Annotated in this window: 23 protein-coding genes; 11 read left to right on the top strand and 12 right to left on the bottom strand. The window is 75.5% G+C overall.

Annotated elements, in window-relative coordinates; translation table 11 throughout:
- A partial coding sequence (locus ACFV4F_RS04815) for a 2,4-dienoyl-CoA reductase FMN-binding domain-containing protein (RefSeq protein WP_380500445.1) occupies nucleotides 1-959 on the bottom strand: 959 nt, incomplete at its 3' end.
- A 172-nt stretch (nucleotides 960-1,131) separates the two neighbouring features.
- On the opposite strand from ACFV4F_RS04815, the gene ACFV4F_RS04810 reads away from it, so the two are divergent.
- A complete protein-coding gene (locus ACFV4F_RS04810) occupies nucleotides 1,132-2,376 on the top strand; it encodes a monooxygenase (RefSeq protein WP_380500444.1) in 1,245 nt (414 codons plus the stop codon).
- Nucleotides 2,377-2,458: 82 nt separating this feature from the next.
- Here ACFV4F_RS04810 and ACFV4F_RS04805 read toward each other — a convergent pair whose 3' ends face one another.
- Nucleotides 2,459-3,034: a TerD family protein gene (locus ACFV4F_RS04805; protein WP_329930832.1), complete on the bottom strand. Its 576-nt coding sequence runs from the start codon at nucleotides 3,032-3,034 to the stop codon at nucleotides 2,459-2,461.
- A 278-nt stretch (nucleotides 3,035-3,312) separates the two neighbouring features.
- Between ACFV4F_RS04805 and ACFV4F_RS04800 the strand changes: the two genes are divergently transcribed.
- Genes ACFV4F_RS04800 through ACFV4F_RS04790 form a run of 3 tightly spaced genes read left to right on the top strand, consistent with a single transcriptional unit; the run spans nucleotide 3,313 to nucleotide 4,637 of the window.
- A complete protein-coding gene (locus tag ACFV4F_RS04800) occupies nucleotides 3,313-3,606 on the top strand; it encodes a hypothetical protein (RefSeq protein ID WP_329930833.1) in 294 nt (97 codons plus the stop codon).
- Nucleotides 3,607-3,657: 51 nt separating this feature from the next.
- The gene (locus ACFV4F_RS04795) at nucleotides 3,658-4,161 is read left to right on the top strand and encodes a MarR family winged helix-turn-helix transcriptional regulator (protein WP_380500443.1); all 504 of its coding nucleotides are present in this window, start codon (nucleotides 3,658-3,660) and stop codon (nucleotides 4,159-4,161) included.
- Nucleotides 4,158-4,637, top strand: a complete 480-nt coding sequence (locus ACFV4F_RS04790; RefSeq protein WP_380500442.1) for a hypothetical protein — start codon at nucleotides 4,158-4,160, stop codon at nucleotides 4,635-4,637. Before ACFV4F_RS04795 ends, ACFV4F_RS04790 begins: the two co-directional genes overlap by 4 nt.
- Nucleotides 4,638-4,644: 7 nt before the next feature.
- Here the strand turns inward: ACFV4F_RS04790 and ACFV4F_RS04785 are convergent, their stop codons facing one another.
- Both ACFV4F_RS04785 and ACFV4F_RS04780 read right to left on the bottom strand, forming a co-directional pair.
- Nucleotides 4,645-6,222: a glycerol-3-phosphate dehydrogenase/oxidase gene (locus tag ACFV4F_RS04785; RefSeq protein WP_380500441.1), complete on the bottom strand. Its 1,578-nt coding sequence runs from the start codon at nucleotides 6,220-6,222 to the stop codon at nucleotides 4,645-4,647.
- Nucleotides 6,219-6,830, bottom strand: coding sequence for a TetR/AcrR family transcriptional regulator (locus tag ACFV4F_RS04780; RefSeq protein ID WP_380500440.1), 612 nt, complete (start codon nucleotides 6,828-6,830; stop codon nucleotides 6,219-6,221). The genes ACFV4F_RS04785 and ACFV4F_RS04780 overlap by 4 nt, the downstream gene beginning before the upstream one ends.
- 20 nt (nucleotides 6,831-6,850) lie before the next feature.
- Between ACFV4F_RS04780 and ACFV4F_RS04775 the strand changes: the two genes are divergently transcribed.
- Together ACFV4F_RS04775 and ACFV4F_RS04770 are read left to right on the top strand one after the other, a co-directional pair.
- A complete protein-coding gene (locus ACFV4F_RS04775; protein ID WP_380500439.1) occupies nucleotides 6,851-8,473 on the top strand; it encodes an FAD-binding oxidoreductase in 1,623 nt (540 codons plus the stop codon).
- The gene (locus ACFV4F_RS04770; protein WP_380436025.1) at nucleotides 8,470-9,375 is read left to right on the top strand and encodes a diacylglycerol kinase; all 906 of its coding nucleotides are present in this window, start codon (nucleotides 8,470-8,472) and stop codon (nucleotides 9,373-9,375) included. Before ACFV4F_RS04775 ends, ACFV4F_RS04770 begins: the two co-directional genes overlap by 4 nt.
- Before the next feature lie 160 nt (nucleotides 9,376-9,535).
- Here the strand turns inward: ACFV4F_RS04770 and ACFV4F_RS04765 are convergent, their stop codons facing one another.
- The 7 genes from ACFV4F_RS04765 to ACFV4F_RS04735 all read right to left on the bottom strand — a co-directional run bounded on the left by ACFV4F_RS04765 (nucleotide 9,536) and on the right by ACFV4F_RS04735 (nucleotide 17,251).
- Complete coding sequence (locus tag ACFV4F_RS04765) at nucleotides 9,536-10,456, bottom strand: DUF6891 domain-containing protein (RefSeq protein WP_380436023.1); 921 nt, start codon at nucleotides 10,454-10,456, stop codon at nucleotides 9,536-9,538.
- Nucleotides 10,457-10,531: 75 nt separating this feature from the next.
- Nucleotides 10,532-11,890 (bottom strand): DUF2252 domain-containing protein, encoded by a 1,359-nt coding sequence (locus tag ACFV4F_RS04760; RefSeq protein ID WP_380500438.1) that lies wholly within the window; start codon nucleotides 11,888-11,890, stop codon nucleotides 10,532-10,534.
- 219 nt (nucleotides 11,891-12,109) lie between these two features.
- Nucleotides 12,110-13,678, bottom strand: a complete 1,569-nt coding sequence (locus tag ACFV4F_RS04755; protein WP_380500437.1) for a multicopper oxidase family protein — start codon at nucleotides 13,676-13,678, stop codon at nucleotides 12,110-12,112.
- The gene (locus tag ACFV4F_RS04750; protein WP_380436017.1) at nucleotides 13,675-14,148 is read right to left on the bottom strand and encodes a hypothetical protein; all 474 of its coding nucleotides are present in this window, start codon (nucleotides 14,146-14,148) and stop codon (nucleotides 13,675-13,677) included. The genes ACFV4F_RS04755 and ACFV4F_RS04750 overlap by 4 nt, the downstream gene beginning before the upstream one ends.
- 181 nt (nucleotides 14,149-14,329) lie before the next feature.
- Nucleotides 14,330-15,121 (bottom strand): aminotransferase class IV, encoded by a 792-nt coding sequence (locus tag ACFV4F_RS04745; RefSeq protein ID WP_380500436.1) that lies wholly within the window; start codon nucleotides 15,119-15,121, stop codon nucleotides 14,330-14,332.
- A gap of 104 nt (nucleotides 15,122-15,225) precedes the next feature.
- The gene (locus tag ACFV4F_RS04740; protein ID WP_380436013.1) at nucleotides 15,226-16,131 is read right to left on the bottom strand and encodes a GNAT family N-acetyltransferase; all 906 of its coding nucleotides are present in this window, start codon (nucleotides 16,129-16,131) and stop codon (nucleotides 15,226-15,228) included.
- A 172-nt stretch (nucleotides 16,132-16,303) separates the two neighbouring features.
- Nucleotides 16,304-17,251: a DMT family transporter gene (locus ACFV4F_RS04735; RefSeq protein WP_380500435.1), complete on the bottom strand. Its 948-nt coding sequence runs from the start codon at nucleotides 17,249-17,251 to the stop codon at nucleotides 16,304-16,306.
- A gap of 178 nt (nucleotides 17,252-17,429) precedes the next feature.
- Between ACFV4F_RS04735 and ACFV4F_RS04730 the strand changes: the two genes are divergently transcribed.
- The 4 genes from ACFV4F_RS04730 (at nucleotide 17,430) to ACFV4F_RS04715 (ending at nucleotide 23,015) form a co-directional block, all read left to right on the top strand.
- Nucleotides 17,430-18,371: a LysR family transcriptional regulator gene (locus ACFV4F_RS04730; RefSeq protein WP_380500434.1), complete on the top strand. Its 942-nt coding sequence runs from the start codon at nucleotides 17,430-17,432 to the stop codon at nucleotides 18,369-18,371.
- A 201-nt stretch (nucleotides 18,372-18,572) separates the two neighbouring features.
- Nucleotides 18,573-20,114 (top strand): MFS transporter, encoded by a 1,542-nt coding sequence (locus tag ACFV4F_RS04725; RefSeq protein WP_380500433.1) that lies wholly within the window; start codon nucleotides 18,573-18,575, stop codon nucleotides 20,112-20,114.
- Nucleotides 20,104-21,099: an Lrp/AsnC family transcriptional regulator gene (locus tag ACFV4F_RS04720; protein WP_380500432.1), complete on the top strand. Its 996-nt coding sequence runs from the start codon at nucleotides 20,104-20,106 to the stop codon at nucleotides 21,097-21,099. Before ACFV4F_RS04725 ends, ACFV4F_RS04720 begins: the two co-directional genes overlap by 11 nt.
- 221 nt (nucleotides 21,100-21,320) lie before the next feature.
- Nucleotides 21,321-23,015, top strand: coding sequence for a translation initiation factor 2 (locus ACFV4F_RS04715; protein ID WP_380500431.1), 1,695 nt, complete (start codon nucleotides 21,321-21,323; stop codon nucleotides 23,013-23,015).
- Here the strand turns inward: ACFV4F_RS04715 and ACFV4F_RS04710 are convergent.
- Nucleotides 23,003-25,132, bottom strand: coding sequence for an NB-ARC domain-containing protein (locus tag ACFV4F_RS04710; RefSeq protein ID WP_380500430.1), 2,130 nt, complete (start codon nucleotides 25,130-25,132; stop codon nucleotides 23,003-23,005). The two genes, ACFV4F_RS04715 and ACFV4F_RS04710, sit on opposite strands and share 13 nt — an antisense overlap.
- Nucleotides 25,133-25,335: 203 nt before the next feature.
- Between ACFV4F_RS04710 and ACFV4F_RS04705 the strand changes: the two genes are divergently transcribed.
- Nucleotides 25,336-26,673, top strand: a complete 1,338-nt coding sequence (locus tag ACFV4F_RS04705; RefSeq protein WP_380500429.1) for a carbohydrate-binding protein — start codon at nucleotides 25,336-25,338, stop codon at nucleotides 26,671-26,673.
- Nucleotides 26,674-26,795: the final 122 nt, after the last annotated feature.

Below are 26,795 nucleotides of genomic sequence, written 5' to 3'. Positions count from 1 at the left end.
GGCGGGGCCGCCGGCGGTGCCCCGGCTCCCCTGCGGGCGGCGCGCGCCGCCCCGCCCCTCTCCGGGGTGTTGATGCGGTTGGTGGTGACGAGCGGGATGCCGACCGAGCCCATCACCTTCTTGGTGACCCACGCGAAGCCGCCGCGCGGCACCGAGGTGGCGATGGTGGGGATGCGGGCCTCGTGCCAGCCGATGCCGGTGTTGATGATGCTCGCGCCGGCCGCCTCGACGGCCTGGGCGAGCTGCACGACCTCGGCGAGGGTGGAGCCGCCGGGCACGAGGTCGAGCATGGAGAGGCGGTAGACGATGATGAAGTCCTCGCCGACCCGCTCGCGGACCCGGCGGACGATCTCGACCGGGAAGCGCATCCGCCGCTCGTACGGCCCGCCCCACTCGTCCTCGCGCCGGTTGGTGGCCGCGACGACGAACTCGTTGATCAGGTAGCCCTCGGAGCCCATGATCTCGACGCCGTCGTAGCCGGCGCGGCGGGCGAGCTCGGCGCAGCGCACGAAGTCCTCGACGGTCTGCTCGACCTGCTCGGCGGTGAGCGCGTTCGGGACGAACGGGCTGATCGGCGCCTGGAGCGCGCTGGGGGCGACGAGGTCGCGGTGGTAGGCGTAGCGGCCGAAGTGGAGGATCTGCATCGCGATCCTGCCGCCGGCCGCGTGCACGGCGTCGGTGACGACGCGGTGCTTGTCCGCTTCCTCCTCGGTGGTGAGCATCGCGCCGCCCTCCCAGGGGCGCCCGGCCTCGTTGGGGGCGATGCCGCCGGTGACGATCAGGCCGACGCCGCCGCGGGCGCGCTCGGCGTAGAAGGCGGCCATGCGGTCGAAGCCGTCGGGGGCCTCCTCCAGGCCGACGTGCATCGAGCCCATCACCACGCGGTTGGGCAGGGTGGTGAAGCCGAGGTCGAGCGGGCTGAGCAGGTGGGGGTAGGGGCTGCCGGGCGTGGCGCTCATCGACGTCTCCTGGAGGGCGGGGGTGCTCTGGTTACCGCAGGGTAGGGGACGCCCGGAGCCATGTGCAACTAGTTGCATAATGGCGCGGCGGTATCGTCCTGGCACGGGCAACGCCGGAGCAGTCGAATCATTCGAAGCAGTCGGGCAATCGGATGCACAGGAGGGGACGGACATGAGGGGTGGCTCGATCGCCGTGGTCGGCGGCAGCATCGCCGGAAGCGCCTTCGCCCGGGCGGCGGCCCGGCAGGGGGCCGAGCAGGTCGTGGTCCTGGAGCGCAGTCCGGGCCTGCTGGAGGACCGCGGCGTCGGCCTCTGCATGCAGGACGCCCGCTTCACCGAGCTCGTCGACGCCGGGCACGTCCCGGCGGACGTCCGCCGCCACCGCCTCGCCCTGCGCCGCTGGGTCACCCGCGACGACACGCCGGGCGGCGACGCGCGCGGACGGCGGCTGTGGACCCAGCCGTTCGAGTTCCACTCGTTCCACTGGGGCGTGCTCTGGCAGTCCCTGCGCGCACGGACGCCCGCCAACGTCGAGTTCCGCCTCGGCACGACGGTGACGGAGGTCGGCAACGGCGACGGCGTCGGCGCCTGGGTGGCCGACGGCCACGGGGGCCGCGAGCCGTACGACCTGGTGATCGGCGCGGACGGCTACCGCTCGGCGGTCCGCGAGGCCGTCTGCCCGCAGGTGGGACCCGAGTACGCCGGGTACGTGTGCTGGCGCGGCAGTTACGACGCCACGCTGCTGGAACAGCTGCCCGGCGGGGCGCGGGCCTGGCCCGAGGAGGAGTGCGCGACGGTCTGCTACCCGGGCGGCCAGGTCGTGCTCTACCGCATCCCGGGCGTCGACCCCGGCACCACGCAGGTGAACTGGGTCTTCTACGCACCCACCCCCGACTGGCTGCGCCTGAGCGGCCCGACCAGCATCCCGGCGGGCGCGCTGGACGCCGGGCGCGCGGGCGAACTCGCCGAGCTCGCCGAACGGGCTCTGCCGCCGTACTGGGCCGCCGTGGTCACCCTGACCCCGCCGGAGCGCACCTTCCTCCAGCCGATCTACGACCTCGCGACCCCGCGGCGCACGGCCGGGCGCCTGCTGCTCGCCGGCGACGCCGCCACGGTCGTGCGCCCGCACAACACCAGTGGCGCGGTGAAGGCCCTCCAGGACGCGCACGCCTTCGAGGAGGCGGTGCGCGGCGCCGATGGTTCGTGGACCGCCGCACTGTCCGTCTACGAGCGCGAGCGGGGCACGGCGGGGCTGGAGTTGGTGGACCTGGGCCGCCGGCTCGGCGCGGCGCAGGTCGTCGACGCGCCGGACTGGTCGGCCATGGACGAACCCGCGATGGCCGACTGGTGGCACCGACAGGTCACCGGCAGCGGGGGTTTCGGCGGCAGCCCCCTCGGCTCACGGCCGGGGACCTGAACGAACGCGGACGAGCGGGCCGCACGCATGTCGCGCGGCCCGCTCGGCACTCCGCCTGGGCCCGTGAAGACGGGCCGGACGGTCAGACGTTGACGCCGTAGTCGCTCGCGATGCCGCGCAGGCCGGAGGCGTAGCCCTGGCCTATCGCGCGGAACTTCCACTCGCCGCCGTTGCGGTACAGCTCGCCGAAGACCATCGCGGTCTCGGTGGAGGCGTCCTCGCTCAGGTCGTAGCGGGCGATCTCCTGCCCGTTGGCCTGGTTGACGACGCGGATGAACGCGTTACGGACCTGCCCGAAGTTCTGCATGCGGGCGTCGGCGTCGTAGATCGACACCGGGAAGACCACCTTCGCCACGTCGGCGGGCACCCGGGCCAGGTCGACCTTGATCTGCTCGTCGTCACCGTCGCCGCCACCGGTCAGGTTGTCGCCGCTGTGCTCGACCGAACCCTCCGGGCTGCGCAGGTTGTTGAAGAACACGAAGTGCTGGTCCGACACGACCTTGCCGAGGGCGTTGCAGAGCAGCGCGCTGGCGTCCAGGTCGTAGTCCGCACCGGTGGTGGTCCGGACGTCCCAGCCGAGCCCGATGATCACGGCGCTCAGACCGGGCGCCTCCTTGCTCAGCGAGACGTTGCCGCCCTTGGCCAGCGAAACTCCCACGATTCCCTCCTCGGATCTCTCCCTGCCGAGGAATCTACAACACTGTAGAGATCACGAGAATCCACCTGCGGTCGCTGCCGACCCCCGGCTTTTCTCAGGGACGCGCGCGGGAACCGGCCGCGGCCCGCGCGGCTCCGCGACCACCGGGTTTCCCGCGGCCGGCCCGGCTTCCGCGCGGACGGGCCGGGTTTCCACGCGGACGGGCCCGGCCGGGGCGGCCGACCTACACTGGCCGTGCGGGCGGGGCGCCCCGCCCCGCGACCGCGCGGGAGGTTCCGATGCGCCAGCGGCACAGCTTCCACCTCGACCAGGCCGGCCACTCGGTCACCGTCAACGTCCGCTCCGGCTGGATCACCGAGACCGAACTGCTGGTGGACGGCAAGGAGTGCGCGTTCCACCGCGTGCACGGGCACGGCTCCTACCCGCTGACGCTGGCCGGACAACTCGCCGAGGAACCGCCGGTGCCGCTCGCCGTGCGGCTGGACCGCACGGGGGTCGCGGAGCATCCGCTCACGTGCGTGCTGGAACTGGCCGGGGCGGCGCGGGCGATGCCGGAGCGGGTCGGACGCTGAGCCGCGCGCCCGGCTTGCCCGGGATACTACGGAACCGTAATATCCGAAAACGTGACGTCCGATCCCGAACCCCCCGAGGCCGCCGAGGCCGCCGAGCCCGGCGCCCTCGACGCTCACGACGCTCCTGACACCCACGGCGCTCCCGGCGCCTCCGCGCTGCTCGCGCTCCAGCGGGCCACCCACGCCACGCTCCAGCTGCTGGCCGCCGAACTGGCCGTCCTCGGCCTCACCGCCTCCGAGATCAACGCGCTCGCCAACCTCTCCGACGGGCGGGCCCGGACGGCCTCCGAGCTGGGCGCCGCCGTCGGCACCCGGCCGACCACCCTGACCGGGGTGCTCGACCGCCTGGAGCAGCGCGGCCACATCACCCGCGGCGCCCGCGCCGGCGACCGCCGCTCGGTCCTGGTCGAGCTCACCGCCTCCGGCCGGCAGGCCGCCGACACCGTCCGGCGGACCGTGACCGGCCTGGAGCACCGCGCGCTCCGCGACCTCACCCCCGCACAGGTGGACGGCTTCCACGCCGTGCTCCTGGCCCTGACGAAGGCTTCCGCATGACCCCGCACGACACCCCGCACACTCCCGCCGCACCCGCGTCCATACCGGCGTCCACACTGGCGGCGGCGCCCGAACCCGCCGCCGCACCGGCCGAGTTCACCGCCCTGATGCAGGAGGTGACGGCCGGCGCCGAGCGCTTCGACCACCGCCGGCACGTCCACCTCACCTGGCTCGCCGTCCGGCGGCACGGCCGCGCCGCGGCGCTCACCCTGGTCGCCGACGGCATCCGGGCCACCGCCACCCGGGCCGGGGCGCCGCAGAAGTTCCACGTGACGATGACCCGGGCCTGGGTCGAGCTGGTCGCTCGACACGCCACCGACGACGAGGACTTCACCGCCTTCGCCGACCGCCACCCCGACCTGTTCGACAAGGGGCTGCTCGCCCGCCACTACCGGCCCGGGACGCTCACCGACGACCGCGCCCGGACCGAGTGGGTCGAGCCGGACCTCAAGCCCTTCGACCGCCAGCCATCCTGACGATCCGTCAGCTTTCCTGGCACTCCGTCAGGATCTCCTCGACGGCCTTCGCCGCCCGCTCCGCGTCCTCCGCCACCAGGCCGATCCTGGTCCGGCGGTGGAGCACGTCCGCCACGTCCAGCGCGCCCTCGTGGGTCACGGCGTAGGCGATCTCCGCGCGCGTCACGTCGATCCCCTCGGCGACCGGCGTGAGCTCGCCGGCCTCCAGCACCTCCGCCGCAGCGCCGCCGTGGCGGGCGAGCAGCGAGGCGGGCACACCGCGCTCCGGGAGCGGGCGGCTGTCGCGGTGCCCGGGGGCGCCGACCAGCGGCAGCCGGGCCGTCCAGCACGCCCGCGCCGGGAGGCCGCGCAGGCGGACGGCGGCGTCCACCGCGTCCTCGGCCATCCGCCGGTAGGTGGTGAGCTTGCCGCCGACCACCGTGACCATCCCCGACGGGGACTCCAGCACCGCGTGCTCGCGGGAGATGTCGGCCGTGCTCCCGCCCCCGGTGTCGATCAGCGGGCGCAGCCCGGCGTAGGCGCCGCGGACGTCCGCCCTGGTCAGCGCGGTACTCAGGGCCGCGTTGACGGTGTCGAGGAGGAAGCCGATCTCGCCGTCCGTCGACACCGGCTCGTCCGGGATCGGGCCCGGCGCGTCCTCGTCGGTGAGGCCGATCGCGACCCGTCCGAGCTGCTGCGGCAGTGCGAAGACGAAGCGGCTGGTCGAGCCGGGCACCGGCACGGTGAGCGCGGCCGTCGGGTGGCCGAGCGCGGCGGCGTCGACCAGGACGTGGGTGCCGCGGCTGGGGCGCAGCCGGATCGACGGGTCCACCTCGCCCGCCCACACGCCGGTGGCGTTGATCACGGCGCCGGCGCGGATCGTCAGTTCGTGGCCGCCGACCGTGTCGACCAGCCGGGCCGAGCCGCCGGTGACGTCCTCGGCGCGGACCCGGGTCAGCACCGTCGCGCCGTACTGCGCGGCCGTCCTGGCCAGCGCGAGCACCAGCCGTGCGTCGTCCACGAGTTGGCCGTCGTGCGCGACGAGTGCGCCGCGCAGCCCGGCCGTCCGGACGCCCGGCACCAGGCGGCGGGTCCGCTCGGCGTCGATCCGGCGCATCCGGGGCAGCAGCGCGCCCGGCGTGCCGGCGCTCAGCCGCAGCGCGTCGCCGGCGTGGAAGCCGGCGCGGATCAGCGCGCCCTGCCCGGGGCGCAGGAGGTCCGGGAGCAGCGGCACGAGCTGGGGCAGCGCCCGGATGAGGTGCGGCGCGGTGCGGGTCATCAGCACCCCGCGCTCGACGGCGCTCTCGCGGGCCACGCCGATCCGCCCGGAGGCGAGGTAGCGCAGGCCGCCATGCACCAGCTTGGAGCTCCAGCGGCTGGTGCCGAACGCGAGGTCGCGGGACTCGACGAGGACCGTGCGCAGGCCGCGCGCGGCGGCGTCCAGGGCCACGCCGGCGCCGGTGACGCCGCCGCCGATCACCAGCAGGTCGACCTGCGGCCGGTCGGCGAGCGCGTCCAGCTCCACCGCCCGCCTGATGCCGTTGAGCCGGCTCGACCCCGCGAAGGGGCCCGCGGCCGGCGTGGAGGGAGTGGAGGGAGGCGTCATGGCGCGAGGTATCCGTTCAACGCTCGGGCCAGTTCGCGCCGCCAGGCCGCCTCGGGGAGCAGGGAGGCGACCATGCGGTGCGACTGGACGGTGGACTGGGCGATCAGGAGCACCATGGCGGCCAGTTCGAGCGGCTCGCCGGCCCGGACCGAGCCGTGCGCCTGGCCCTGCTCGATGCCGGTGCGCAGCGCCTCCAGGAGGCCGCGCTGGCTGGCGCCGAGCCGTTCGACGACGTACTCCAGGAGCAGGTCGGAGTCGTCCGAGTGCAGCAGGGCCCCGAGCACCGGGTGGTCGCGCAGGCGGACGGCGACCTCGACGACGCGGTCGACGAAGGTCTCGCGGTCGTGCACGTCCAGCACGTCGCCCTCCTGGGTGGCCACCAGGATCTCCCGGGTGAGCAGCGCGCCGATCACCGCCTTCACGTCCGGCCAGCGCCGGTAGACGGTCGGCCGGCTGACCCCGGCGCGGCGGGCGATCTCGGCCAGCTGCGTCCGGCGCACGCCGAGGTGGACGATCAGCTCGGCGGCGGCGTCGAGGATCGCGTCGTCGGTGCTGCGCGACTGCGGGGCGTCCTGGGAGGCCGGGGAGCCGGCGTTACTACTTGACATGATGTGTGAAACTGTAACGCATGGCACCTGAGACGCAAGCGGGCCCGGCCGACGCCGCGCTGCCGCTCCCCCCGATGAAGTGGGACGCCTGGGGCGACCCGGCCCTCGCCAAGGAGCTGTCCGCGGACATCAAGGGACTGCTCGCGGCCGCCCTCGGCGTCACCGGCGACGCCGAGCCCGGCCCCACCGCCGACGAGGTCCGCCTGCGCCCCTCCCGGCTCACCGACGCCGACCTCAAGGCGATCGCCGCCGCCGTCGGCGAGGCGCACGTGAGCGCCGCCGACGCCGACCGCCTCCCCCGCGCCGGCGGCAAGTCCACCCCCGACCTGCTGCGCCGCCGCAGCCGCGAGCCGCAGGACGCGCCCGACGCCGTCGTGCTGCCCGGCAGCGAGGACGAGATCGCCGCCCTGCTCGCGCTGTGCGCCGAACGCCGCATCGCCGTCGTGCCGTTCGGCGGCGGCACCAGCGTGGTCGGCGGCCTCGACCCCGAGCGCGGCGGGCTGAACGCCGTCGTCTCGCTCGACCTGCGCCGCTTCGACCAGTTGCTCGACCTCGACGAGACCTCGGGCGAGGCCCTCCTCGGCGCCGGCCTCACCGGCCCGGCCGCGGAGGCGCTGCTCGCCGAGCGCGGCCACGAACTCGGCCACTACCCGCAGAGCTTCCGCTTCGCGACCATCGGCGGCTTCGCGGCCACCCGCTCCTCCGGCCAGGACTCGGCCGGCCACGGGCGCTTCGACGACATGGTGCGCGGGCTGCGCGTCGTCACCCCGGTCGGCGTGCTGGACCTCGGCCGCGCCCCGGCCTCCGCCGCCGGCCCCGACCTGCGCGAGCTCTTCCTCGGCTCGGAGGGCGCCCTCGGCATCATCACCGCCGTCCGGGTCCGCGTGCACCCGCTGCCCGCCGTCAAGGCCTACGAGGCCTGGAGCTTCCCCGACTTCGCGACCGGCGCCGCCGCCCTGCGCGCCGTCGAGCAGCAGGGCACCGGACCGACCGTCATCCGGCTCTCCGACGAGGCCGAGACCATGGTCAACCTGGCCATGACCGAGCAGATCGGCGGCTCGCCCGCGGTCAGCGGCTGCCTCGCCGTCACCGTCTTCGAGGGCACCGCGGAGCAGGTCGCCGCCCGGCACCGGCTCACCCGCGAGGTGCTCCTCGCGGCCGGCGGCACCTCGCTCGGCGAGGCCCCCGCCCGCGCCTGGGAGCACGGCCGCTTCAACGCCCCCTACCTGCGGGACTCCCTGCTCGGCGCCGGCGCGCTCTGCGAGACCCTGGAGACGGCGACGAACTGGAGCCGCCTGCCGCGGCTGCGGAGCGCCGTCACCGAGGCGCTCACCACCGCGCTGCCCGGCGCGCTCGTGCTCTGCCACATCTCGCACGTCTACCCGACCGGCGCCTCGCTCTACTTCACCGTCGTCGCCGCCCTCGGCGAGGACCCCCTCACCCGGTGGGGCGCCGCCAAGCACGCGGCCTGCGACGCGATCGTCGCGGCGGGCGGCACCATCACCCACCACCACGCCGTCGGCGCCGACCACCGGCCCTGGATGACCGAGGAGATCGGCGAGTTGGGCGTGCGGATCCTGCGCGCGGTCAAGGCCGAGCTCGACCCGGCGGGCATCCTCAACCCGGGCAAGCTGATCCCGTGACGGCGCGCGCGCCGAGAACCGTCGCGCTGCTGGCCAACCCGGCGGCGGGCGCGGGACACGCCGCGCCCGCCGCCGAGCGGGCCGTCGCCCGGCTGCGGGCGCTCGGCGTCGAGGTCGAGCGCCACTCCGGGCGCGACGCCGAGGACGCCGCCCGCCTCGCCCGCGAGGCCGTCGCGGGCGGGGCCGACGCGCTCGCCGTGGTCGGCGGGGACGGCATGGTCAACCTCGCGCTCCAGGCCGTCGCCGGCACCGCCGTCCCGCTCGGGGTCGTCCCCGCGGGCACCGGCAACGACCACGCCCGCGAGTACGACCTGCCGCGCGACGCCCCCGAGGCCGCCGCCGACGTCATCGCCGCCGGGCGGACCCGCACCGTCGACCTCGGCCGGATCACCGGCCCGGACGGGACGGCCCACTGGTTCGGCTCCGTCCTCGCCACCGGCTTCGACTCCCTGGTCAGCGACCGCACCAACCGCCTGCGCTGGCCGCGCGGCCGGATGCGCTACAACCTCGCCATCCTCGCCGAGTTCGCCAACCTGCGCCCGCTGCCCTTCCGCATCACCCTCGCCGACGGCACCGTCATCGAGCGCGACCTCACCCTGGCCGCCGTCGGCAACACCCGCAGCTACGGCGGCGGCATGCTCATCTGCCCCGCCGCACTCCCCGACGACGGCCTGCTCGACGTCACCCTCGTCGCCGCGATGCCCCGGCTGCGGATCGCCCGCTTCTTCCCGACGGTCTTCAAGGGCACCCACGTGCACCACCCCGAGGTGGAGACCCACCGCACCCCGTCCCTGCGGATCGAGTCCCCCGGCATCACGTCCTACGCCGACGGCGAGTTCATCGCCCCGCTGCCGGTCGAGGTCACCGCCGTCCCGAACGCCCTGCGCCTGCTGGTTCCGTAACGCACCATTCGTTGCCCGCCCACCACTCGGTCCCGCCGATCGCGGCCGCCCAGTGGTCCATCACCCGCTCGACCACCGCGCCACCGGCCGACCGCGCCACCGTCACCGTCACCACGACGAACCGCCCATCGGCCGGGGCCTCGGCGTCGTCGCCCACCGGTCAGCCCACCAGTCGTTTGCGCCAGGTCAGCGGGCGTATCTCGATCGCACGGGCGGCGTCGCCGTTCCACACGGCCGGCAGGCCGGCGTCCGCGAGGGCGGCCACCACCTCGTGGCCGACGGCGGTCGTGGTGAGCCGGGAGCCGTCGAAGCCGCCGTAGAGGAGCGAGAGGCCGTGGCCGCGGGCGGCCGACTCCGTGCACTGGGTGTGGAAGTAGACGTAGCCCCGGGCGTCGGACGCGCCCTCGGCGCCGATCTCGGCCTCGCCGCAGGTGCGGCAGCAGGTGAAGTGCTCGCGGGCCGTGATGCCCTCGGCGTCCAGGGCGGCGAAGGCGCGGGCGAGGCGTTCCGGGTCCGTCTCGCCGACCCAGCCGGTCTGCTCGCCGACGCGCTCCAGCCACAGCCGGTCGGCCAGCTGCTCGGCCTGCTCGCGGGAGACCGGACGGCTGCCCGGGGAGAGCAGGTACTCCTCGGCCTCCTCGGCCAGCGCGGCGCGGGTGGTGTAGCCGCAGGCCAGGGTGAGGCGCAGCCGCTCCTCCAGGTCGCGGCGCTCGCCGGCCGGCAGGTCGAGCGGGGGCACGGGCTCGGGCGCCGGGCCCGTGCCGAGCGGCTTCCAGTCCAGCCCCTCGCCCCAGCCGGGCTCGCGGCGCGCCCAGCCGAGCATGGCGGCGACGACCGGCTCCGGCCGGTCGAGCGTGACCTCGTAATGCCGGTCGGCGGAGCCGTCCCGGTGCTCCAGGGAGTAATCGCCGCCCTCGGCGTGCCAGACCTGGATGTAGACGTCGGGCAGGTCGGGCACCCGCTGGACGACGACGAAGTTGTCCCCGTCCGCGCCCAGCCGCCCGACCAGCGCGCCGAGGGCGTCCGCACCCGCCCCGACGTGCCGTGTCCCGTCGTTCTCCTGCACCGTGATCGCCAACATGGGGCCACCCTGGCACACGCCACCGACAACGCCGCTGACGGTCGGTCAGCGCGGGGCCTGCCCCCGGCCGGGCGCTCACACGCCCCGGGTCGCCTTGATGCGCCCCTCCCCGATCGCGGCCACCAGTTCCGCGTGGTCGAGCTTCGTGCGGTCCGCGTACAGCATCGCGAAGTCGGCGATCGCCTCCGCGAAGGTGTCGGCCGCGCCGAGGTAGCCCGCGATGGCGAGCCGGTCGCCGGTGCGGGCGTGGGCGCGGGCGAGGGTGCGGCCGCACAGGTCGGCGTAGGCGCGCAGGCCGGCCGGGGCCATGTCCGCGACGTCCGCCGTGCCCTTCATGTCGCGCAGCTGGCGGGCGTAGAAGTGCCGCCCGGCCGGGCCGGTGGTCCAGCCGAGGAAGATGTCGCTCGCCGCCTGCATGAGGTGCTGGCCGGTGACGACGCGCCGCCCGCCGTGGTGCGCGGCGACCTCGGCGTCCACCCGCGTCGCCGGCAGGTGGTCCTCCAGCACCGAGCGCCCGGCCTCCTTGAGCTGGAGGAACAGCGGGTCGCGCCCGTCCCGGCCCTCCAGCAGGACGACGTAGCAGCGGGTGCCGACGCTGCCCACGCCGACCACCTTCACCGCCGCGTCGACGAAGCGGAAGCGGTCGAGCAGGACCCGGCGGTCCTCGGCGAGGGTGGCCCGGTAGTCGCTGTACACCTTGCCGACGGAGCGCAGTTCGGTCTTCGACACCGGCTCGATCAGCGGCGGCGCGCTGACGATGCGCCGCCGTCCGTCCCGCTCCTCGGTGAGCTTGCCGAAGGCCTGCAGGCTGGTGCGGCGCCGGGCGGCGGCGAGGTCCGCCTCGACCCGCCGGCGCTGCTTGCCCCGGTGCACCAGCGGCAGCAGGTCGGCGCTGTCGATCCGGCTGTACCAGACGTCGAGCTCGCGCAGCCCGGCCAGCCGGCGCAGCGCGGCGGCGTAGCCCAGGGCGGCGCTCAGCGCGGCGCGGCGCACGCGCTCCTCGTCGTGCCCGTTGTCGCGGGCGGCGACGGCGACGCTGGCGGCGAGGCGCTTGACGTCCCACTCGAAGGGCCCCGGGTACGTCTCGTCGAAGTCGTTGACGTCGAAGAGCAGGGCGCGCTCCGGCGAGGCGTACAGGCCGAAGTTGACCAGGTGGGCGTCGCCGCAGAGCTGGACGGTCAGGCCGGTGTCGGGCCCGGCCGCGAGGTCGGCGGCCATCACGGCGGCGGCGCCGCGCAGGAACGTGAAGGGGGTGGCGGCCATCCGGCCGTAGCGGATCGGCAGCAGCCGCGCGACCCGGTCCTCGCCCTGCCGCTCCAGCACCGCGACCGGGTCGGGCCGGTCGGCGGCGGGGATCCAGCGGCCGTGGGCGGAGCGGGAGACCCGCTCGCGGGCGGCCCGGCCCTGGCGGCGGCGTTCGGCGGGCGTGGTCATGCGCGGCTCCTCGGTCGGCCTCGGCGGGTACCCCTCCGGGCGACGCTAGGCGACGGCCGCCGGAGGGCGCACCGCGCGCCCTCCGGCGCTGCGCCGAACGGATGATCCCCCGGTTCCGGCGGGGCCATGCCCGGTCCCCGTTCACCGGGGCGGTTTCCGGACGTCACCTCCCGGTCGCCGAGCGGTGACGGTTCTTGGGAGGTGAGTCCGGAGGGTGGGTCACTGCACGGTGAAGTCGGCCATCATCGCCATGTCCTCGTGCTCCAGGTTGTGGCAGTGCAGCATGTACGTCCCCGCGTAGTCGGTGAACCGCACGAGCACCTCCATCACCTCGGCCGGCCGCAGGTCGACGGTGTCCTTCCACCCGGCGTCGTACGGCCCCGGCTCCTTGCCGTTGCGCGACAGCACCTGGAAGTGGTTGAGGTGCACGTGGACGGGGTGGTGCAGGTCGGTGGAGAAGCGCCAGATCTCGGTGGCGCCGAGGGCCGGGGCCGCGACGGAGCGGCCCGGCTCGTACGGGTCCCCGTTGATCGTCCAGCCGTCGCCGCGGCTGCGCCGGAAGGTGAAGTCGCGGGTGGTCGCGGCGGCGGAGGCGTCGAGCTCCTCGATCGTGGACAGCCGCTCGGGCACCGTCGCGTCGTCGGAGACCTGCCGGGAGGAGACGTCGAAGCGCATGACCTCGGCGGTCCGGCCGCTGCCGAACCGGTTCAGCAGGCGCACGGCGGTGCCGGGCGGGTAGCGGGAGAAGTCGACGACGACGTCGAAGCGCTCGGCGGGGGCGATCTCCAGCGCGTCGTGGGCGACGGGCGCCGCCAGCAGGCCGCCGTCCGAGCCGATCTGGACGAGGGCGTCGCCGCCGGACGGCTGGGGGTCGAGTTCGAGGCGGTAGAGGCGGGCGTTGGAGGCGTTGAGGAACCGCAGCCGGTAGCGCGCCCGGTCGACGTCGAGGCGGGGCCAGGGCGCGCCGTTGACGAGGATGACGTCGCCGAGGACGCCGTTCGCGTAGTCGGCGGTGACCCCGGGCCGGTCGGCCCCCACCGCCGGGTACCGGAACGAGCCGTCCTCGGCGAAGGAGCGGTCGGCGAGCATGAGCGGCAGGTCGCGGTCGCCGTGCGGCAGCGGCAGGGCGGCCTCCTCGTCGTCGTGGACGAGGTGGAAGCCGGCCAGGCCGCGCCAGACGCCCGGGCCGGTGAAGCCCATCCGGTGGTCGTGGTACCAGAGGGTGGCGGCGCGCTGGTGGCCCGGATAGGTGTGGACGCGCTCGCCGGTGACGGACTTCCCCGCCGCGTGGTGCTCCATGCCGGGCATCCCGGCCATGGCGCCGGCTCCGGCGCTCCCGCTCGACCCGACGGGCAGCAGCAGGTCGACCGGGTAGCCGTCGCTGTCGGCAGGCGTGTGCCCGCCGTGGAGGTGGACGACGGACGGCACCGGCAGCTCGTTGCGGTGCTTGACCACCGCCGCCCGGCCGGAGCGGGTGACCACCGTCGGCCCCGGAAAGCTGCCGCCGTACGTCCAGGCCTCGGTCCTGACGCCCGGCAGGATCTCCAGCTTGGCGACCTGCTGGACGATCTCGTACCGGTCGCCCGTGTCGTCGCCGCCGACCGGCTTGAGCACCGGCGGCACCGGCAGCGGCACCTGGAACGCCGGCGGCAGTTCGAGCCCGCTGCTCAGCAGCCGGCCCGGGCGGCCCTCGGCCAGCAGCCGGGCCGCGGAGGGGGCCGCGACGGCGGCCAGCGCGCCCGCGCCGAGGACGGAGGCGCCGATGCCGAGGAAACGGCGGCGGTTCACTTGGCCACCTCCACGGGCCCGCCCGGCCTGGGCAGCCGCCCGCTGCCGTCCGGCCCCGGCTCGGCGACGGCGGCTCGGGCGGGCAGCGGCTCGCGCCAGGCGCCGACCAGCGCGAACAGGATGCCGCTGACCAGCAGGACGCCGAGCGTGACGTGCACGCCGAGGGCCCGGCCGTAGCCGGCGGTGATCTGGCCGATGACGGCCACCGTCAGGACGGCGGTGCTCCACAGCGGCCACAGCGGCCCGCGCCCCGGCCACCGGACCAGGACGGCCACCGCGAGCTGCAGCACGGCGACGGTGGCCAGCGTCATCGCGTTGCCCTCGTGGTCCTTGAGGGACTCGTAGGTGCCGTTGAGGAAGCTCCCGGCCAGCATGACCTGGAGGACGGCCAGCAGGCCCAGCGTGGTCGAGGTGACGCGCAGGAGGATCAGCGGCCAGCGGGGCGCGGGGGCCGCGGGAGGACTGGTCATTCCGGGCTACTCTCTGCTCGGCGGGTGGGGCGGGGCGGGCGAGAGCGTAGCTGATCCGGCATCACGATCACGGGCAATAACGGGGGTTGGGCATCCGAGTGATCCCTTTGCGCCCGTTCGGGCCGCCGGATGTCACCCGGTCGGGGGACGGGCCGGTCGCGGAGGCGCCCTCGCCCCCGGCTCACACCGGGTCGGCCGCCACCCCCTGGTAGGCGGCGCGGAGTTCGTCGAGGACGGGGTGGTCCGCGTCGAACCGCGTGCCGTCGATCGCCGCCACCGGGCGGACGCCGACGCCCGCGTTCACCGCGAACGCGGCCTTGAACCGGTCGACCTCGACGGCGTCCACCGGCCCGCGCCCCTGCGGCCCGCCGTACGCGCGGGCGAGCAGCGCGGCGGTGACGCCCGGCAGGCTCGGGCCCTGCGGCCAGACCACGCGGCCGCCGTCGTCGACGAAGCCGACGTTCCAGGTGGCGCCCTCGGTCACCCGGCCCGCCGGGTCCACCAGCAACGCGTCGTCGAACCCTGCGAGTTGGGCGCTGCGGCGGTGGCGGATCAGGCCGAACAGCCCGACGTGCTTCACCTCCGGCGCCTCCCGGACGTACGCGACCGTGCGCACCCGCAGCGGGCCGGGCGCGGCGGCCGGGGCCGGGCGGGTGGTGACCAGCAGGCTCGGCGCGGCCGGCCCGGACGGACGCTCCAGGCCGAGCTCCGGGTCGTAGACGGTGACCCGGACGATCGCCTCCGCGCCGTCCGGCGGCAGCACCGCGCGGATCCTCTCGCGCACGACGGCCGGGTCCAGCTCGGCGCCGAACAGCGCCCGGCAGTCCCGGACCAGCCGCTCCAGGTGCAGCGCGAGGCCCCGGACCCGGCCGGACCCGACGCGCAGGGTGGTGAAGTGCCCGTAGTTCAGCAGCCCCAGCGCCGCCACCCGCGCCGCGTCGGCGGGGGCGCCGTCGATCTCGATCTCAGCCATGGTCCGAGTCTGGCAGGACCCGGGCGCGATTCCGCCTAGTGCCGTGGCCCCGGACCCCTGTCCCTGGACCCCCGGCTCTGCCCCCCGGCCCTGGACTCCCGATCCTAGGGACAGACCGGGCGGTACGGCGTGACGACCCGTCGGCCCGCCGCCGCGGCCAGCTGCTCGAAGTGCTCGATCTTGTACGCGAGCCCCTCCGGCTCGCCGGTGTCCGCCCAGCGCCACGCCTCCGCCCACCACTGCGGCCCGCGCACCAGCGGGCGGCCGGCCAGCGCCAGGTGCAGAGCGAGCGTCGAGCGCGCGTAGCCGTGCACCCAGCCGTCCGTGCCGCGGTAGGCGGCCGTCTCGTCCAGCCGCAGCCAGCGGCCCTCGCGCCCGGCGGCCAGCAGCGGCACCCAGCCCTGCGCGCCGTCCTCCACCAGCAGGAGCAGCCGCCCGTCCTCCTCCCGCACGCGGTAGGGCGGGAGTTGGGGCATCCGCGCGAGGGCGAGCGAGTGCTTCCAGCCGACCACCCACAGGCCCCGGCGCAGGTAGTAGCGGACGGCGTGCTGCCAGGTCCAGTGCGCCTCCAGCCGGTAGCCGGGCAGGCCCTCGGCGACCGCGGCCCCGTACACGTCCGCCAGCACCCCGGCGGCCAGGCCGCACCCGCGGGCCTCCGGCCGCAGGTAGAGCGAGGAGACGGCGAGCTGGCCGGGCCCCCGCGTCCAGTTGTCGACGGCGACCGTCCCGGCGACCGCGCCGCCCGGGCCCAGCACCCAGTACCGGCGCCGGTACAGCTCGCCGCCCGGCCACTCCCGGCCGCTCTCGCCCAGCCGCTCCCGCCACCGCCGCTCGGCGTCCGGCGCGAGGGCGTCCGGGTCCACCCGCTCCCCCAGCTCGCCCTCCACCAGGGACGCCAAGTCCCATAGCGCGAAGCGCCGTTCGTCCCCCTCGGGCACCACCGTCAGCCGCGGCCCCGCCGCCAGCCGATCCTGCGCCCGTTCCACCGCTGCATCCCAGGACCTCACCACACGGCCACGATAGACCCGCGGCGGGCACGGATCGTAATTCAGTAGACACCGAACGTCAGATCGGATACGAATTCAGCCGTCCGCTTCGTACCGGGGAAGGGGGTTCCCGATGTCTTCCGTCCGCCAGTCAGCCGTCCGCCAGTCAGCCGTGCGTCCGTCAGCCGTCCGTCCGTCAGCCGTGCGCCGCCTCGGCGCCCGCCTTCTCCGGGGCCTCCGTTCGGCTCTCCGCCGGTGCCTTCGCCCGCGCGGGCCGGGTCAGCACGACGGCGGCGATCACGGCCACGCCGCCCACGACGGCGTTCCAGCCGACGGGCTCGGCGAGGAGGGCCGCGCCCAGCGCCATCGACCAGACCGGCGTCACGTAGGTGACGGCCGAGGCCACCGCGGTGCCCGCCGCCCGGACGAGGCCCAGGTTGAGCACGTACGCGAAGCCGGTGCCGGCCGCGCCCAGCACGAGCAGCGCGGCCGCGGCGCCCGCGCCGGGCCAGTGCGGCGCGCCCGCGCCGAGCGGCGCCACGACGGCCAGCTCGGCCGCGGCGCAGGTGATCTGAGCGGCCGACAGCGCCGTGACGCTGTGCGGCCGGCCGCTCAGGAAGCGTCGCAGGTAGGCGAAGCCCGCGCCGTAGCAGCACGCCGAGCCCAGGCAGGCCAGCCCACCCGCGAGCTCGCCCGAGCCGATGCCGCGCCAGACGCCGAGCACGGTCAGCACACCGGCGAAGCCGAGCGCGAGACCGCTCAGCCGGCGCGCCCCCGGGCGGCGCTCCTCGGCCACCGTGGCCGCCGCGAACAGCAGCGTGAACAGCGGCGTGGTCGCGTTCAGCACCCCGGCGAGCACCGAGCTGACCTTCGTCTCGCCGAACGAGAAGAGCGTGAACGGCACGGTGTTGAGCAGCACCGCGACCACCGCCGAGTGGCCCCAGACCACGCGCTCGCGCGGCACCCGCTCGCGCCGCAGCACGAGGATCGCCCACAGCGTGGCCGCCCCGAGCAGGCTGCGCCACAGCGCCACCCAGACCGGCGGCACCCCCGCCGTCACCGCGACCTTGATCAGGGCGAAGCTCGCGCCCCAGATCGCCGACAGCACCACGAACCCCGGCCACCAGCGCCGCGCTCCGACCACGTCCGTCCTCCCCGCTCCTCAGTCCGGGACGGTCCTCTCCAGAACAGTCCGCGCCAGGACGGTCCGCGCCAGGACGGTCCGCGCGGTCCGCACCGGACCGTCCGTCCTGGACAGAGGGTGGCCCTGCCGGGGAACATGAGTCCAACAAGTGACGATGCCGGATGGATGAGGAAGTCTCATGGCTTCGGAGGTCAACCTCGCCCAGCTCAGGGCGCTGATCGCGGTCGCCGACACCGGCGGCTTCGGCGCCGCCGCCGACGACCTGGGCATCACCCAGTCCGCCGTCTCGCACGCGGTCGCCGCCCTGGAGCGCACCCTCGGCGCGCCCGTCCTGCACCGCGGCAGCCCCGCCCGGCCGACCCCGCTGGGCGAGCAGATCCTGCCGCACGCCCGCACGGCGGTCGCCTCGGCCTCCGCCGTCCGCGCCATCGCCACCCGGCACTCGGGCGGCCTCACCGGCACCGTCCGGCTGGCCGCGCCCACCACCGTCTGCCAGGTGCTGCTGCCCGGGCTGCTCCGGGACTGGGCGGCGGCGCACCCGCAGGTGACGGTCCGGATCTTCGAGGGCGAGGACGCCGAGCTGGCCGTCTGGCTGGAGGCGGGCACGGTCGACGCCGCCGTCCTGGTCGACGCCGGACCGCTCCCGCCCGGCGCGGTCTCCCTCGGCGCGGACTCCATGCACGCACTGCTCCGGCAGGACCACCCCCTCGCCGAGCAGGAGTCCATCCACGTCGCGGACCTCGACGACGACGACTTCCTGCTCTCCGAGGGCGGCTGCGAGCGCCACATCCGCGAGGCGTACCGCCGGGCCGGCACCCGCTTCACCCCGCGGCACCGGATCCGTGACCTCAACACGCTCATCGGCATGGTCCACGCGGGCGTCGGCGTCTCGGTGATTCCCGCGCTCGCGCGGACGATGATCCCGGCGGGCTGCGTCCTCGTCCCGATCCGGCCCGCCGTCCACCGCACCCTGACGCTCACCGGACCGGCCGGCCGGCCGTGGTCCCCCGCCGTGAGCGGCCTGCTCGCTGCAATGTCTTCGGCTGCAGTGTCCTCGGCTGCGCTGTCCTCGGCGCCGGCGTCGTCAGCGCCGGCGGCGGAGGTCCTCTCGGAGGCGTGAGCCCGGCGGGCTGGGCTCCGTGGGCTGGGCTCCGTGGGCTGGACTCGACAGGATGGGCTCGGCGGGCCGGGCGCGGCACATTTCTGCGGTCGGGGCGTCCTCGGTGGAACGTTTCGCGGATGGAGGGCCGACCGGCTGGATCCGGCGGCACACCGGCCGCAGGGTGGCGGGCGTTGCAGTCCGCCCTCCGAGGGAGCCCCGTTGTCCACCACCGCACCGCACCACCGCCGTTGGGCGGCACTCGCCGCGCTGCTCACGGCCGAGGCGATGAACCTGCTGGACGCGACGATCGTCCAGGTCGCCGCGCCCCGCATGCGCGCCGAGCTCGGCGGCCCGGTCTCCGCCGTGCCGTGGCTGACCTCCGCCTACACCCTGCCGTTCGCCGTCCTCCTGCTCACCGGCGCCCGGCTGGGCGACCGGGCCGGACGCCGCCGGGTGTTCCGCATCGGAGTCACCGGCTTCCTGCTGGCCTCCCTGGCCTGCGCCACCGCGCCCACCCTCGGAGCGCTGATCGCCTTCCGGGCCGTCCAGGGCGCGGCGGCGGCGCTGATCGTGCCGCAGACCATCGGCCTCATCAAGGCGATGTTCCGCGGCGACGAGACGGCGAGGGCGCTCGGCAGCATCGGCCCGGTGATGGGGCTGGCGGCCGTGTGCGGCCCGGTCCTCGGCGGGGTGCTCACGCACGCCGACCTGTTCGGGTCCTCGTGGCGCGCGGTCTTCCTGGTCAACGTGCCGCTCTCGCTCGCCGTCCTCGCGCTCGCCCCGCTGCTCGCAGAGGACCGCGCGCCCCGGCGTCCCGGCCTCGACCCGGCGGGCACGGCACTCGCCGTGCTCGCCACCTCTCTGCTCGTGCTCCCGCTGCTGCGCTCCGGCGGCGGTCTGACGGACGGTCCGGCGCTCGCCTCGCTCGCCGCCGGGTGCGGGCTCGCAGTGGTCTTCGCCGCCCACCAGCGCCGTGGCGGGCGGCGCGGGCGCGGCACGCTCGTGGAGACCAGCCTCTTCGCGTCCGCCCGCTTCCCGGCCGCGCTGGTGTGCTCCGCGCTGTTCTTCGGGGCCGGCACCGGGCTCACGCTCGTCGTCGTGCTCCAGCTGCAAGTCGGCTCCGGCGCAGACGCGTTGACCGCCGGGCTGACGCTCCTGCCGTGCTCGGCCGGGATGGCCGCGGCGTCCTGGTGCGCCGGCGCGTACCTGGTCGGCCGGTACGGCTCGCGGGTGCGCAGCGCCGGGCTCGCGGTCATGGCGGCGGGCGTCCTGATGACCGCCGGGGCGTTCGGCGCGGGCGGCCACCCGGCGCTGCTGCCGTGCGCGCTCGCGGTCGTCGGCGTCGGGCAGGGCCTGTTCACGCCGTCGTTCTTCACCGCCGCCCTGCATCCGCTACGGCCGCAGGAGATCGGCTCCGCCGCCGGACTCCTCAACGCCGTCCAGCAACTCGGCACCACCCTCGGCGTCGCCGCGCTCGGCCGGATTTACCTCGCGTCGGCGGACACCGCCGGGGCGCAGCGGGCCTGCTGGGCGGGCCTCGCCGCGCTGGCCCTGGTCGCGGTGGCCGGGCGGGCGATGCGAACGGGCCGCGGCCCGGAGGCGGTCAGCGGTCCGGAGGCGGTCGACGGGCCGGACGCGGTCGGAAGCCCGGACGCAGTCGACGGGCCGGACGCGGTCCGAAGCCCGGGGTCGAGCCCGGCAGAATCGGAGGCCGCTCCGGAACCGGCCGCCGAACCCCTGGAACCCACGCATGCTCGATGAGCTCGACCGCGCACTCGTCCACGCCCTGCGGATCGACGGCCGCGCCCCGTTCAGCCGCATCGCCGCGGTACTCGGTGTCTCGCCGCAGACCGTCGCCCGCCGCTACCGGCGACTGCGCGCCGAGGCAGGCCTGCGGGTCGTCGGGCTCGCCGACCCGCACCGGGCCGGGCGCACGCAGTGGTTGCTGCGCCTCACCGCCGCTCCGCACGCCGCCCAGAGCGTCGCCCGGGCCCTGGTGCGGCGCGGCGACACGGCCTGGGTGCACCTCACCTCCGGCGGCACCGAGATCACCGCCGTCGTCGAGACCACGCCCGGCGACGACGGCCACGCCCTGCTGCTGGGCGACGTCCCGCGCACGGCCACCGTCACGGCCGTCTCCGCCCACTGCCTGCTGCACACATACCGCGGCGGCCCCACCGTCTGGCCGGGCGGGGCCTGCACGCTCAGCGAGGAGCAGCAGGAACTGCTGCGCCCGCCCGTTTCGGGACCCGCCCCTGAAGCCGTCCCAGGCACTCCGCCGTTCCTCGATGCGGCCGACCGGGCTCTGCTGACCGTGCTCCACCACGACGGCCGCACCGCCCTCGGCGAGCTCGCGGCCGCCACCGGCCGCACCCCGGCGACGGTCGCCCGCCGCCTCGCCGAACTCCGCGCGGACGGCAGCGTCTTCCTCGACGTCGAGCTGGACCCCCGCCTGCACGGCGCCGGCCTGCACGCGCTCCTGTGGATGACCGTCGCCCCCGCACACCTGGACCGCGTCGCCCTCGCGCTCACCGGTCACCGCGAGCTGGCCTTCATCGCCGCGACGACGGGCCGGACCAACCTCGTCGCCACCGTCCTCTGCACCGACCCGGCCGACCTGCACCGCTACCTCACCCGTCACCTCGCGGCGCTCCCCGAGATCACCGCCCTGGAGTCCACGCCCGTCCTGCGGACCCTCAAGTCCTCCGGGCCGATCCCACCGCCGCCCACCCGGACCTCCCACTGACGCCCCGGGTCACGGCCCGCCGTGCCGCACGGGCGGCTACCATCGCCCCTATGCCTCCGCAGGACCGCCACTCTCCTACCGAGCCGGTGCCCGGGCACCCTCGACGGGGGTGCTGCGGTGTGGTACCGCACGGTCGACCAGCCAGCCAGCCAGCCAGCCAGCCAGCCAGCCAGCCAGCCAGCCAGCCAGCCAGCCAGCCAGCCAGCCAGCCAGCCTCGGCGGTGGGGCCGGCGCCGGCGCGGGTGCTGTTCGCCGCACGGTCGGCGGCCGCACTGCACCGGCTGCTGGATCTACTGCCCGTCTTCGAGGGTGACGACCGGGTCCGCTGCCGGTTCACCCTCGTTCCCGGTTCGGAGTTCGACACCGACGCGCTCGCGGCCGTCGACGCCGTCGGAGCCCGCTGCCTCCCGTGGTCCGAGGCCAGGGCCGCGGAGCACGACCTGATCCTGACGGCCAGTCCCAAGGGCGGACTCGGCGACCTGCGCGGCCACCAGGTGCTGCTCCCGCACGGCGCGGGATTCAACAAGGCGCTGCCGGACGAAGGCTCGCCCGTGCTGCCGTCCGGCCTCGATCCGGCGTTCCTGCTCAGCGACGGCCGGCCGACCGCGACGCTGCACGCCCTCGCCCACCCCTCTCAGGTCGAGCGCCTGGCCGCTCAGCTCCCCTCCGCCCGCGGCCACGCCATCGTGGCGGGGGACCCGACCCTCGACCGGATCCTCGAATCGCTGGACCGCCGCGATGCCATCCGCGCCGCACTCGGCACCGGGGCACGGCGGTTGGTCGTGCTGTCGTCCACCTGGGGCCCGGAGTCCCTCCTGGCCCGCCGCCCGGGGCTGCCCGCGTCGTTGGCGGCCCGGCTTCCGCACGACGCCTACCAGCTGGCGCTGATCGTGCACCCCAACGAGTACAGCCGCACGGGCGCCTTCGATCTGGTCCGGCAGCTGCGGCCCGCCCTGGACGCCGGCCTGGTCCTGGCGGCGCCGTACGAGGAGTGGGCGGCACTGCTGGTCGCGTGCGACGTCGTCGTCTCCGACCACGGGTCGGTAGCGTTGTACGCGGCCGCCCTGGACCGGCCCGTCGTGGCCGGGTGCGTCGGCGCGAGCGAGCTCATCCCGGGCAGCCCGATGGCCGAACTGCTCTCCTCCGTACCACACTTGGACCTTGACACCGCAGCCGTCGCGCTGGCCTCGGCCGAGCCTGCGCGCACCCGCCGCTTCGCCGAGCAGGCCTTCGCCCTCACCGGGGAGTCCCTGGAGACGCTCCGCGCGGAGCTCTACAAATTGCTCGGGCTCTCCCCCTCTCCGTACCCCGTCCGGTCGCGCCCGCTTCCCGTGCCGGGACCGGCCCGTACGGCGCCGCACGCCCCGGCCGCGTTCGCCGTCCGGGCCGTCACCGAGGGGCGGCGCGTCACGGTCGAACGGCTGCCGCCGTGGACCGACCTGCCGCTCCACCACCGCGCCGCCGAGTACGGGCGGGCCGGCGTGCGCCAGCTCCAGAGCGCCGCGCTGATCTACCAGCGATGCGGAAACGGTTCCTCGGACCAGCCCCGGACGAACAAGCCCTCTCCGAACCAGCACCACACGAACTGGCACCAGGAGTACCGGACGGCCGCCGACCGGACGGCGGAGGTGCTCGACGAGTACCCGGGCTGCCGCACCGCGGCCGTCGTCCTCTCCCCCGCCGCCTGTCTCGTCCGACGCGACGGCGCGGAGCCGTTCACCCTCCGCATCGGTCCCGCCCGGGCCGGCACCCGGATCCGCCTGACCGACCCGGCCGCCGCCCTCTCCGCCGTCCACGCCTGGCTGGGCGCCCACCCGCTCGCGCTCCCCAGCACGCTCACCGCCCGGATCGGCGACACGGACTACCGCGTCGACCTGACGCCCGCCACCGAGGCCGAGCTGGCTCACCCCGCCTGATGGCCCGCGATCTCCGCCACCTCTGCGCGATAGCCCTCGGCGCGGGCAGCGTCGCCGCCCTCCTCGCAGAAGGCCACCAGCGTCTCCAGCACCCGCAGTTCGTCCGCCGCCGACCTGCGCGCCCGGGCCCCGGCGAGGGCGGCCTCGTACAGACGCGCGGCCTCCTCGCGGCGGCCGGTCCGCCTCAGCGCCACGCCCAGTTCGAAACCGGTGCGCGAGGACATCCGGTCCCGGCCGAGCCGCAGCGCGGTCTCGTGCGCGTCGCTCAACAGCTCCACGGCGCGGTCGAGTTCGCCCATCGCCACGGCCCCACGGCCGATCAGGTAGGTCTGGAGCATCGCACCGTACTCGTTGCCGATCGCCCGGTGCACCTCGCGCGCGGCCTCGAAGTCGGGCACGGCGACGGCCCAGTTCCCCTGGACGGAGGCCAGCTTGCCGCGGAACTCGATCGCCGAGGCGTACAACTTCCGTTCGTCGTCCCGCTCCCCGAGCAGCCGGCCGCGCCGGATCGCGGCCTCGACCTCCTGCCGCGCCTCCGGGTACCGGCCCTGTTCCCAGAGCGGACGGGCGAGTTGGCAGTGCATCCGGACGATCCCGGCGGTGGAGTCCGCCCGCTGGGCGGAGGCCAGACCGTGGCGGAACGCGTCGATGACGTCGGCGTAGTGCTGGTGGTCGAGGAAGTGCGTCCAGAGCGGTTCGCACAGCGCGACGGCGTCGTCGTCCAGCCCGTCCTCGTGGGCGATCCGCACGCAGCCGAACAGGGAGAGGTGCTCGCGCTCCAGCCAGTGCATGGCCGCGTGCTTGTCGGTGAACTCCAGGTCCGGGACGTCGGCCAGGCCGGGCTCCTCCGGCGCCGGGCCCGAGACGGTGAGCCGGCTGCCCGCGGCGAGGAGGTCCGCCCTGGCCGCCTGGCGGCGCAGCCAGCGCACCAGTCTGCGCCGGACGTCGCCCGGGGCGTCCACGCCCGCTCCCGCATCCGCACCCGCGTCGGCGCCCGCGCCCGCACCCGCGTCGGCCCGGCGGAGCGCGTGACCGCGCAGCAGGTCGTGCATGCCGAGGCCCCCGGGTCGGCGCAGCAGCAGGCCGGCCTCCTCCAGCTCGTCGACCGCGTCCTCGGCCCGGTCCAGCCCGGAGCCGAGCAGCGCGGCGGCGACCGGGACGGTGACCACCGGGCCGGGGTGGTGCGGCAGGGCCCGGTACAGCCGGGCCGCGGCGGGCCCCAGACGCGCGTAGGCGGCGTTCCAGACCGCTTCGACCACGGGGACGCCCTCCTCGCGGAGTCCGGCGGTGAGTTCGTCGATCAGTCGCCGCAGATCCCGGTTGCGGCGCTTGCGCAGCAGCCGCCCGGCCACCAGGATCGCGGCGGGCAGGCCCGCGCAGCACCCGGCCAGTTCGGCGGCGGCCTGCGGGTCGTCCACGAGCCGGGGGTCCTGGACGGCGGCGCGCAACAGGCCGGTGGCGTCCTCGCCGGAGAGCGGGCCCAGCGGCAGGTCGACGGATCGCGTGCCGTCCAGGTCGGCCAGGCGGGCGTGGCTGGTGACGATCACGACCGCGGCACCGGAGGAGGGCAGCAGCGGACGGATCTCCGCGCCGCTCTGGGCGTTGTCGATCACGAGAGCCAGCCGCTTGTCCTGGGTGGCCGCCCAGTACTCGCGGCGCCGCTCGGCGAAGCCGGCCGGCAGGGCGTCGCCGCGGCCGAGGGAGCGGCAGAGGCCGCCGAGCGCGTCGGCCACCTCGACGGCGCCGTCCCGCCGCAGGTCGTTCAGGTCGACGTGGAACACGCCGTCGGGGCAGCGGCCGAGGCGCCGGAGTTCGCGGGCGAGGCGGAAGCCGAGTTCGGTCTTGCCGATGCCCCCCATGCCGCTGACGCACACCACCAGGGGGCCGTCGGCCGGTCCGTCGGCTGCCGGTCCGCCGTGACCGCCCGCGACGGCGGCCAGGACGAGGTCCTGCTCGACGGTCCGGTCCGCGAAGTGCACGGGCGGCGGGGGAAGTTGGACGGGCGAGTCCGGCTCGGCCGGCGGCGCGTGCACGCACAGGTGCTCGATGGTGTGCGCCTGGACGATGGTGCCCGCGCGCACCTGCCCGTCCACCCGGTTCGAGATCTCCTTGGCCACTCGTCAACTCTAGTGCCGACGGGGCGTGGCCACGCGGGATCGACTTGACCGTTTGGGGGTTGACCACCCTTCCGGAACAGGTCTATACCAGTGACAGTCCTCGGCGACGACCCCGTGCCGACGGACCGTTCGGCCCGCGCGCCCACCCCCACGTCCGGCGCGGACGGGCCACTTCCCCCTGCCGTTTCCTGGAAAGGCTTCCGATGGAACGCGCTCTTCCCCCACACGCCGCGCCCCATAGAGCCCCCGAGGCCCACGAGCCCCGTACCCACCGCGCGGGCCGCAGCGCCCGCCGGGCCTCGCGCCGGGCCGCCGTCGCCGTCGCCGGTGTGCTCGGCCTGGTCGCGGGCGGCGTCGCCGCCGTCACCGCCTCCGGCTCCGCGTCCGCCGACACCACCACCACCGCCGTCACCGGCCTGGGCAGCAACTGGTACGCCTCGGCGCCCTACCTGATGCCCGAGGACAACAGTCCGCCGGACGCCGCCGCGGTGATGGACGCCACCGGGCAGAAGGCCTTCCAGCTGGCCTTCATCCTCGCGCAGGGCAACAGCTGCGCCCCCGCCTGGGGCGGGACCTCCGCCATCGACTCCGACACGGCGATGCCCTCGGTGATCCGGACGATCCGCGACAAGGGCGGGGACGTCTCGGTGTCGGTCGGCGGCTACGGCGGCACCAAGCTCGGCCAGGTCTGCGGCACGCCGGAGGCGACCGCCGCCGGCTACCAGCAGGTCGTCACCAAGTACCAGCTCAAGGCGATCGACTTCGACCTGGAGGAGCCGGAGTACGAGAACACGGCCGCCATCCACAACGAGATCGGCGCCGCCCGCATCCTCCAGCAGAACAACCCCGGCCTGTACGTGTCGATCACCACGGCCGGCACCAACGCGGGCACCGGCTGGTTCGGCACCCAGATGCTGGGCGAGGCCAAGTCCCAGGGCTTCACGCCGAACAACTTCTCGATCATGCCGTTCGACGGCGGGTTCAACGGCGCCGCCGCCCAGACCGACGCGCTGGTGAAGTTCAACCAGATCCTGCAGAACACCTTCGGCTGGTCCGAGGCCACCGCGTACGCCCACGAGGGCGTGTCGATGATGAACGGCCGCACCGACGCCGCCGAGTACTTCCGCCAGGCGGACTTCCAGACCGTGCTGGACTTCGCGACCGCGCACAACCTGGCCCGCTACACCTTCTGGTCGGTCAACCGCGACCGCCAGTGCCAGGGCCCGGTGGACCCGGGGCTGTCCGGCTCCTGCTCCAGCGTGGCGCAGGGCGACTGGGACTTCACCAAGTACACCGTGAAGTTCGCCGGCGCGACGCCGCCCACCACTCCCCCGAGCACGCCGCCGACCACTCCCCCGACGACTCCGCCCACAACCCCGGGGGCCTGCACCCTCCCCGCGTGGAGCGCGAGCACGACGTACACCGCGGGCAACAAGGTCTCGTACAACGGGCACGACTACCACGCCAAGTGGTGGACGCTGAACGAGGTGCCGACCGCCAGCGGCCAGTGGGGCGTCTGGGCCGACGACGGCCCCTGCTGACGCTTCCCACTGGCGGTCCGCGTGAGGGGCGGGGCCCCGGGGTGCCCCCCGGGGCCGCCCCCCCCCCCGCACCGACACCCCGCGAGGCCCGCGACCGCCACCCCCAGTGGGGGCCCACGAAC

The sequence above is a fragment of the Kitasatospora sp. NPDC059722 genome, assembly GCF_042733235.1.
Classification (GTDB): Bacteria; Actinomycetota; Actinomycetes; order Streptomycetales; family Streptomycetaceae; genus Kitasatospora.
This window is presented reverse-complemented; position numbering and strand designations above follow the sequence as displayed.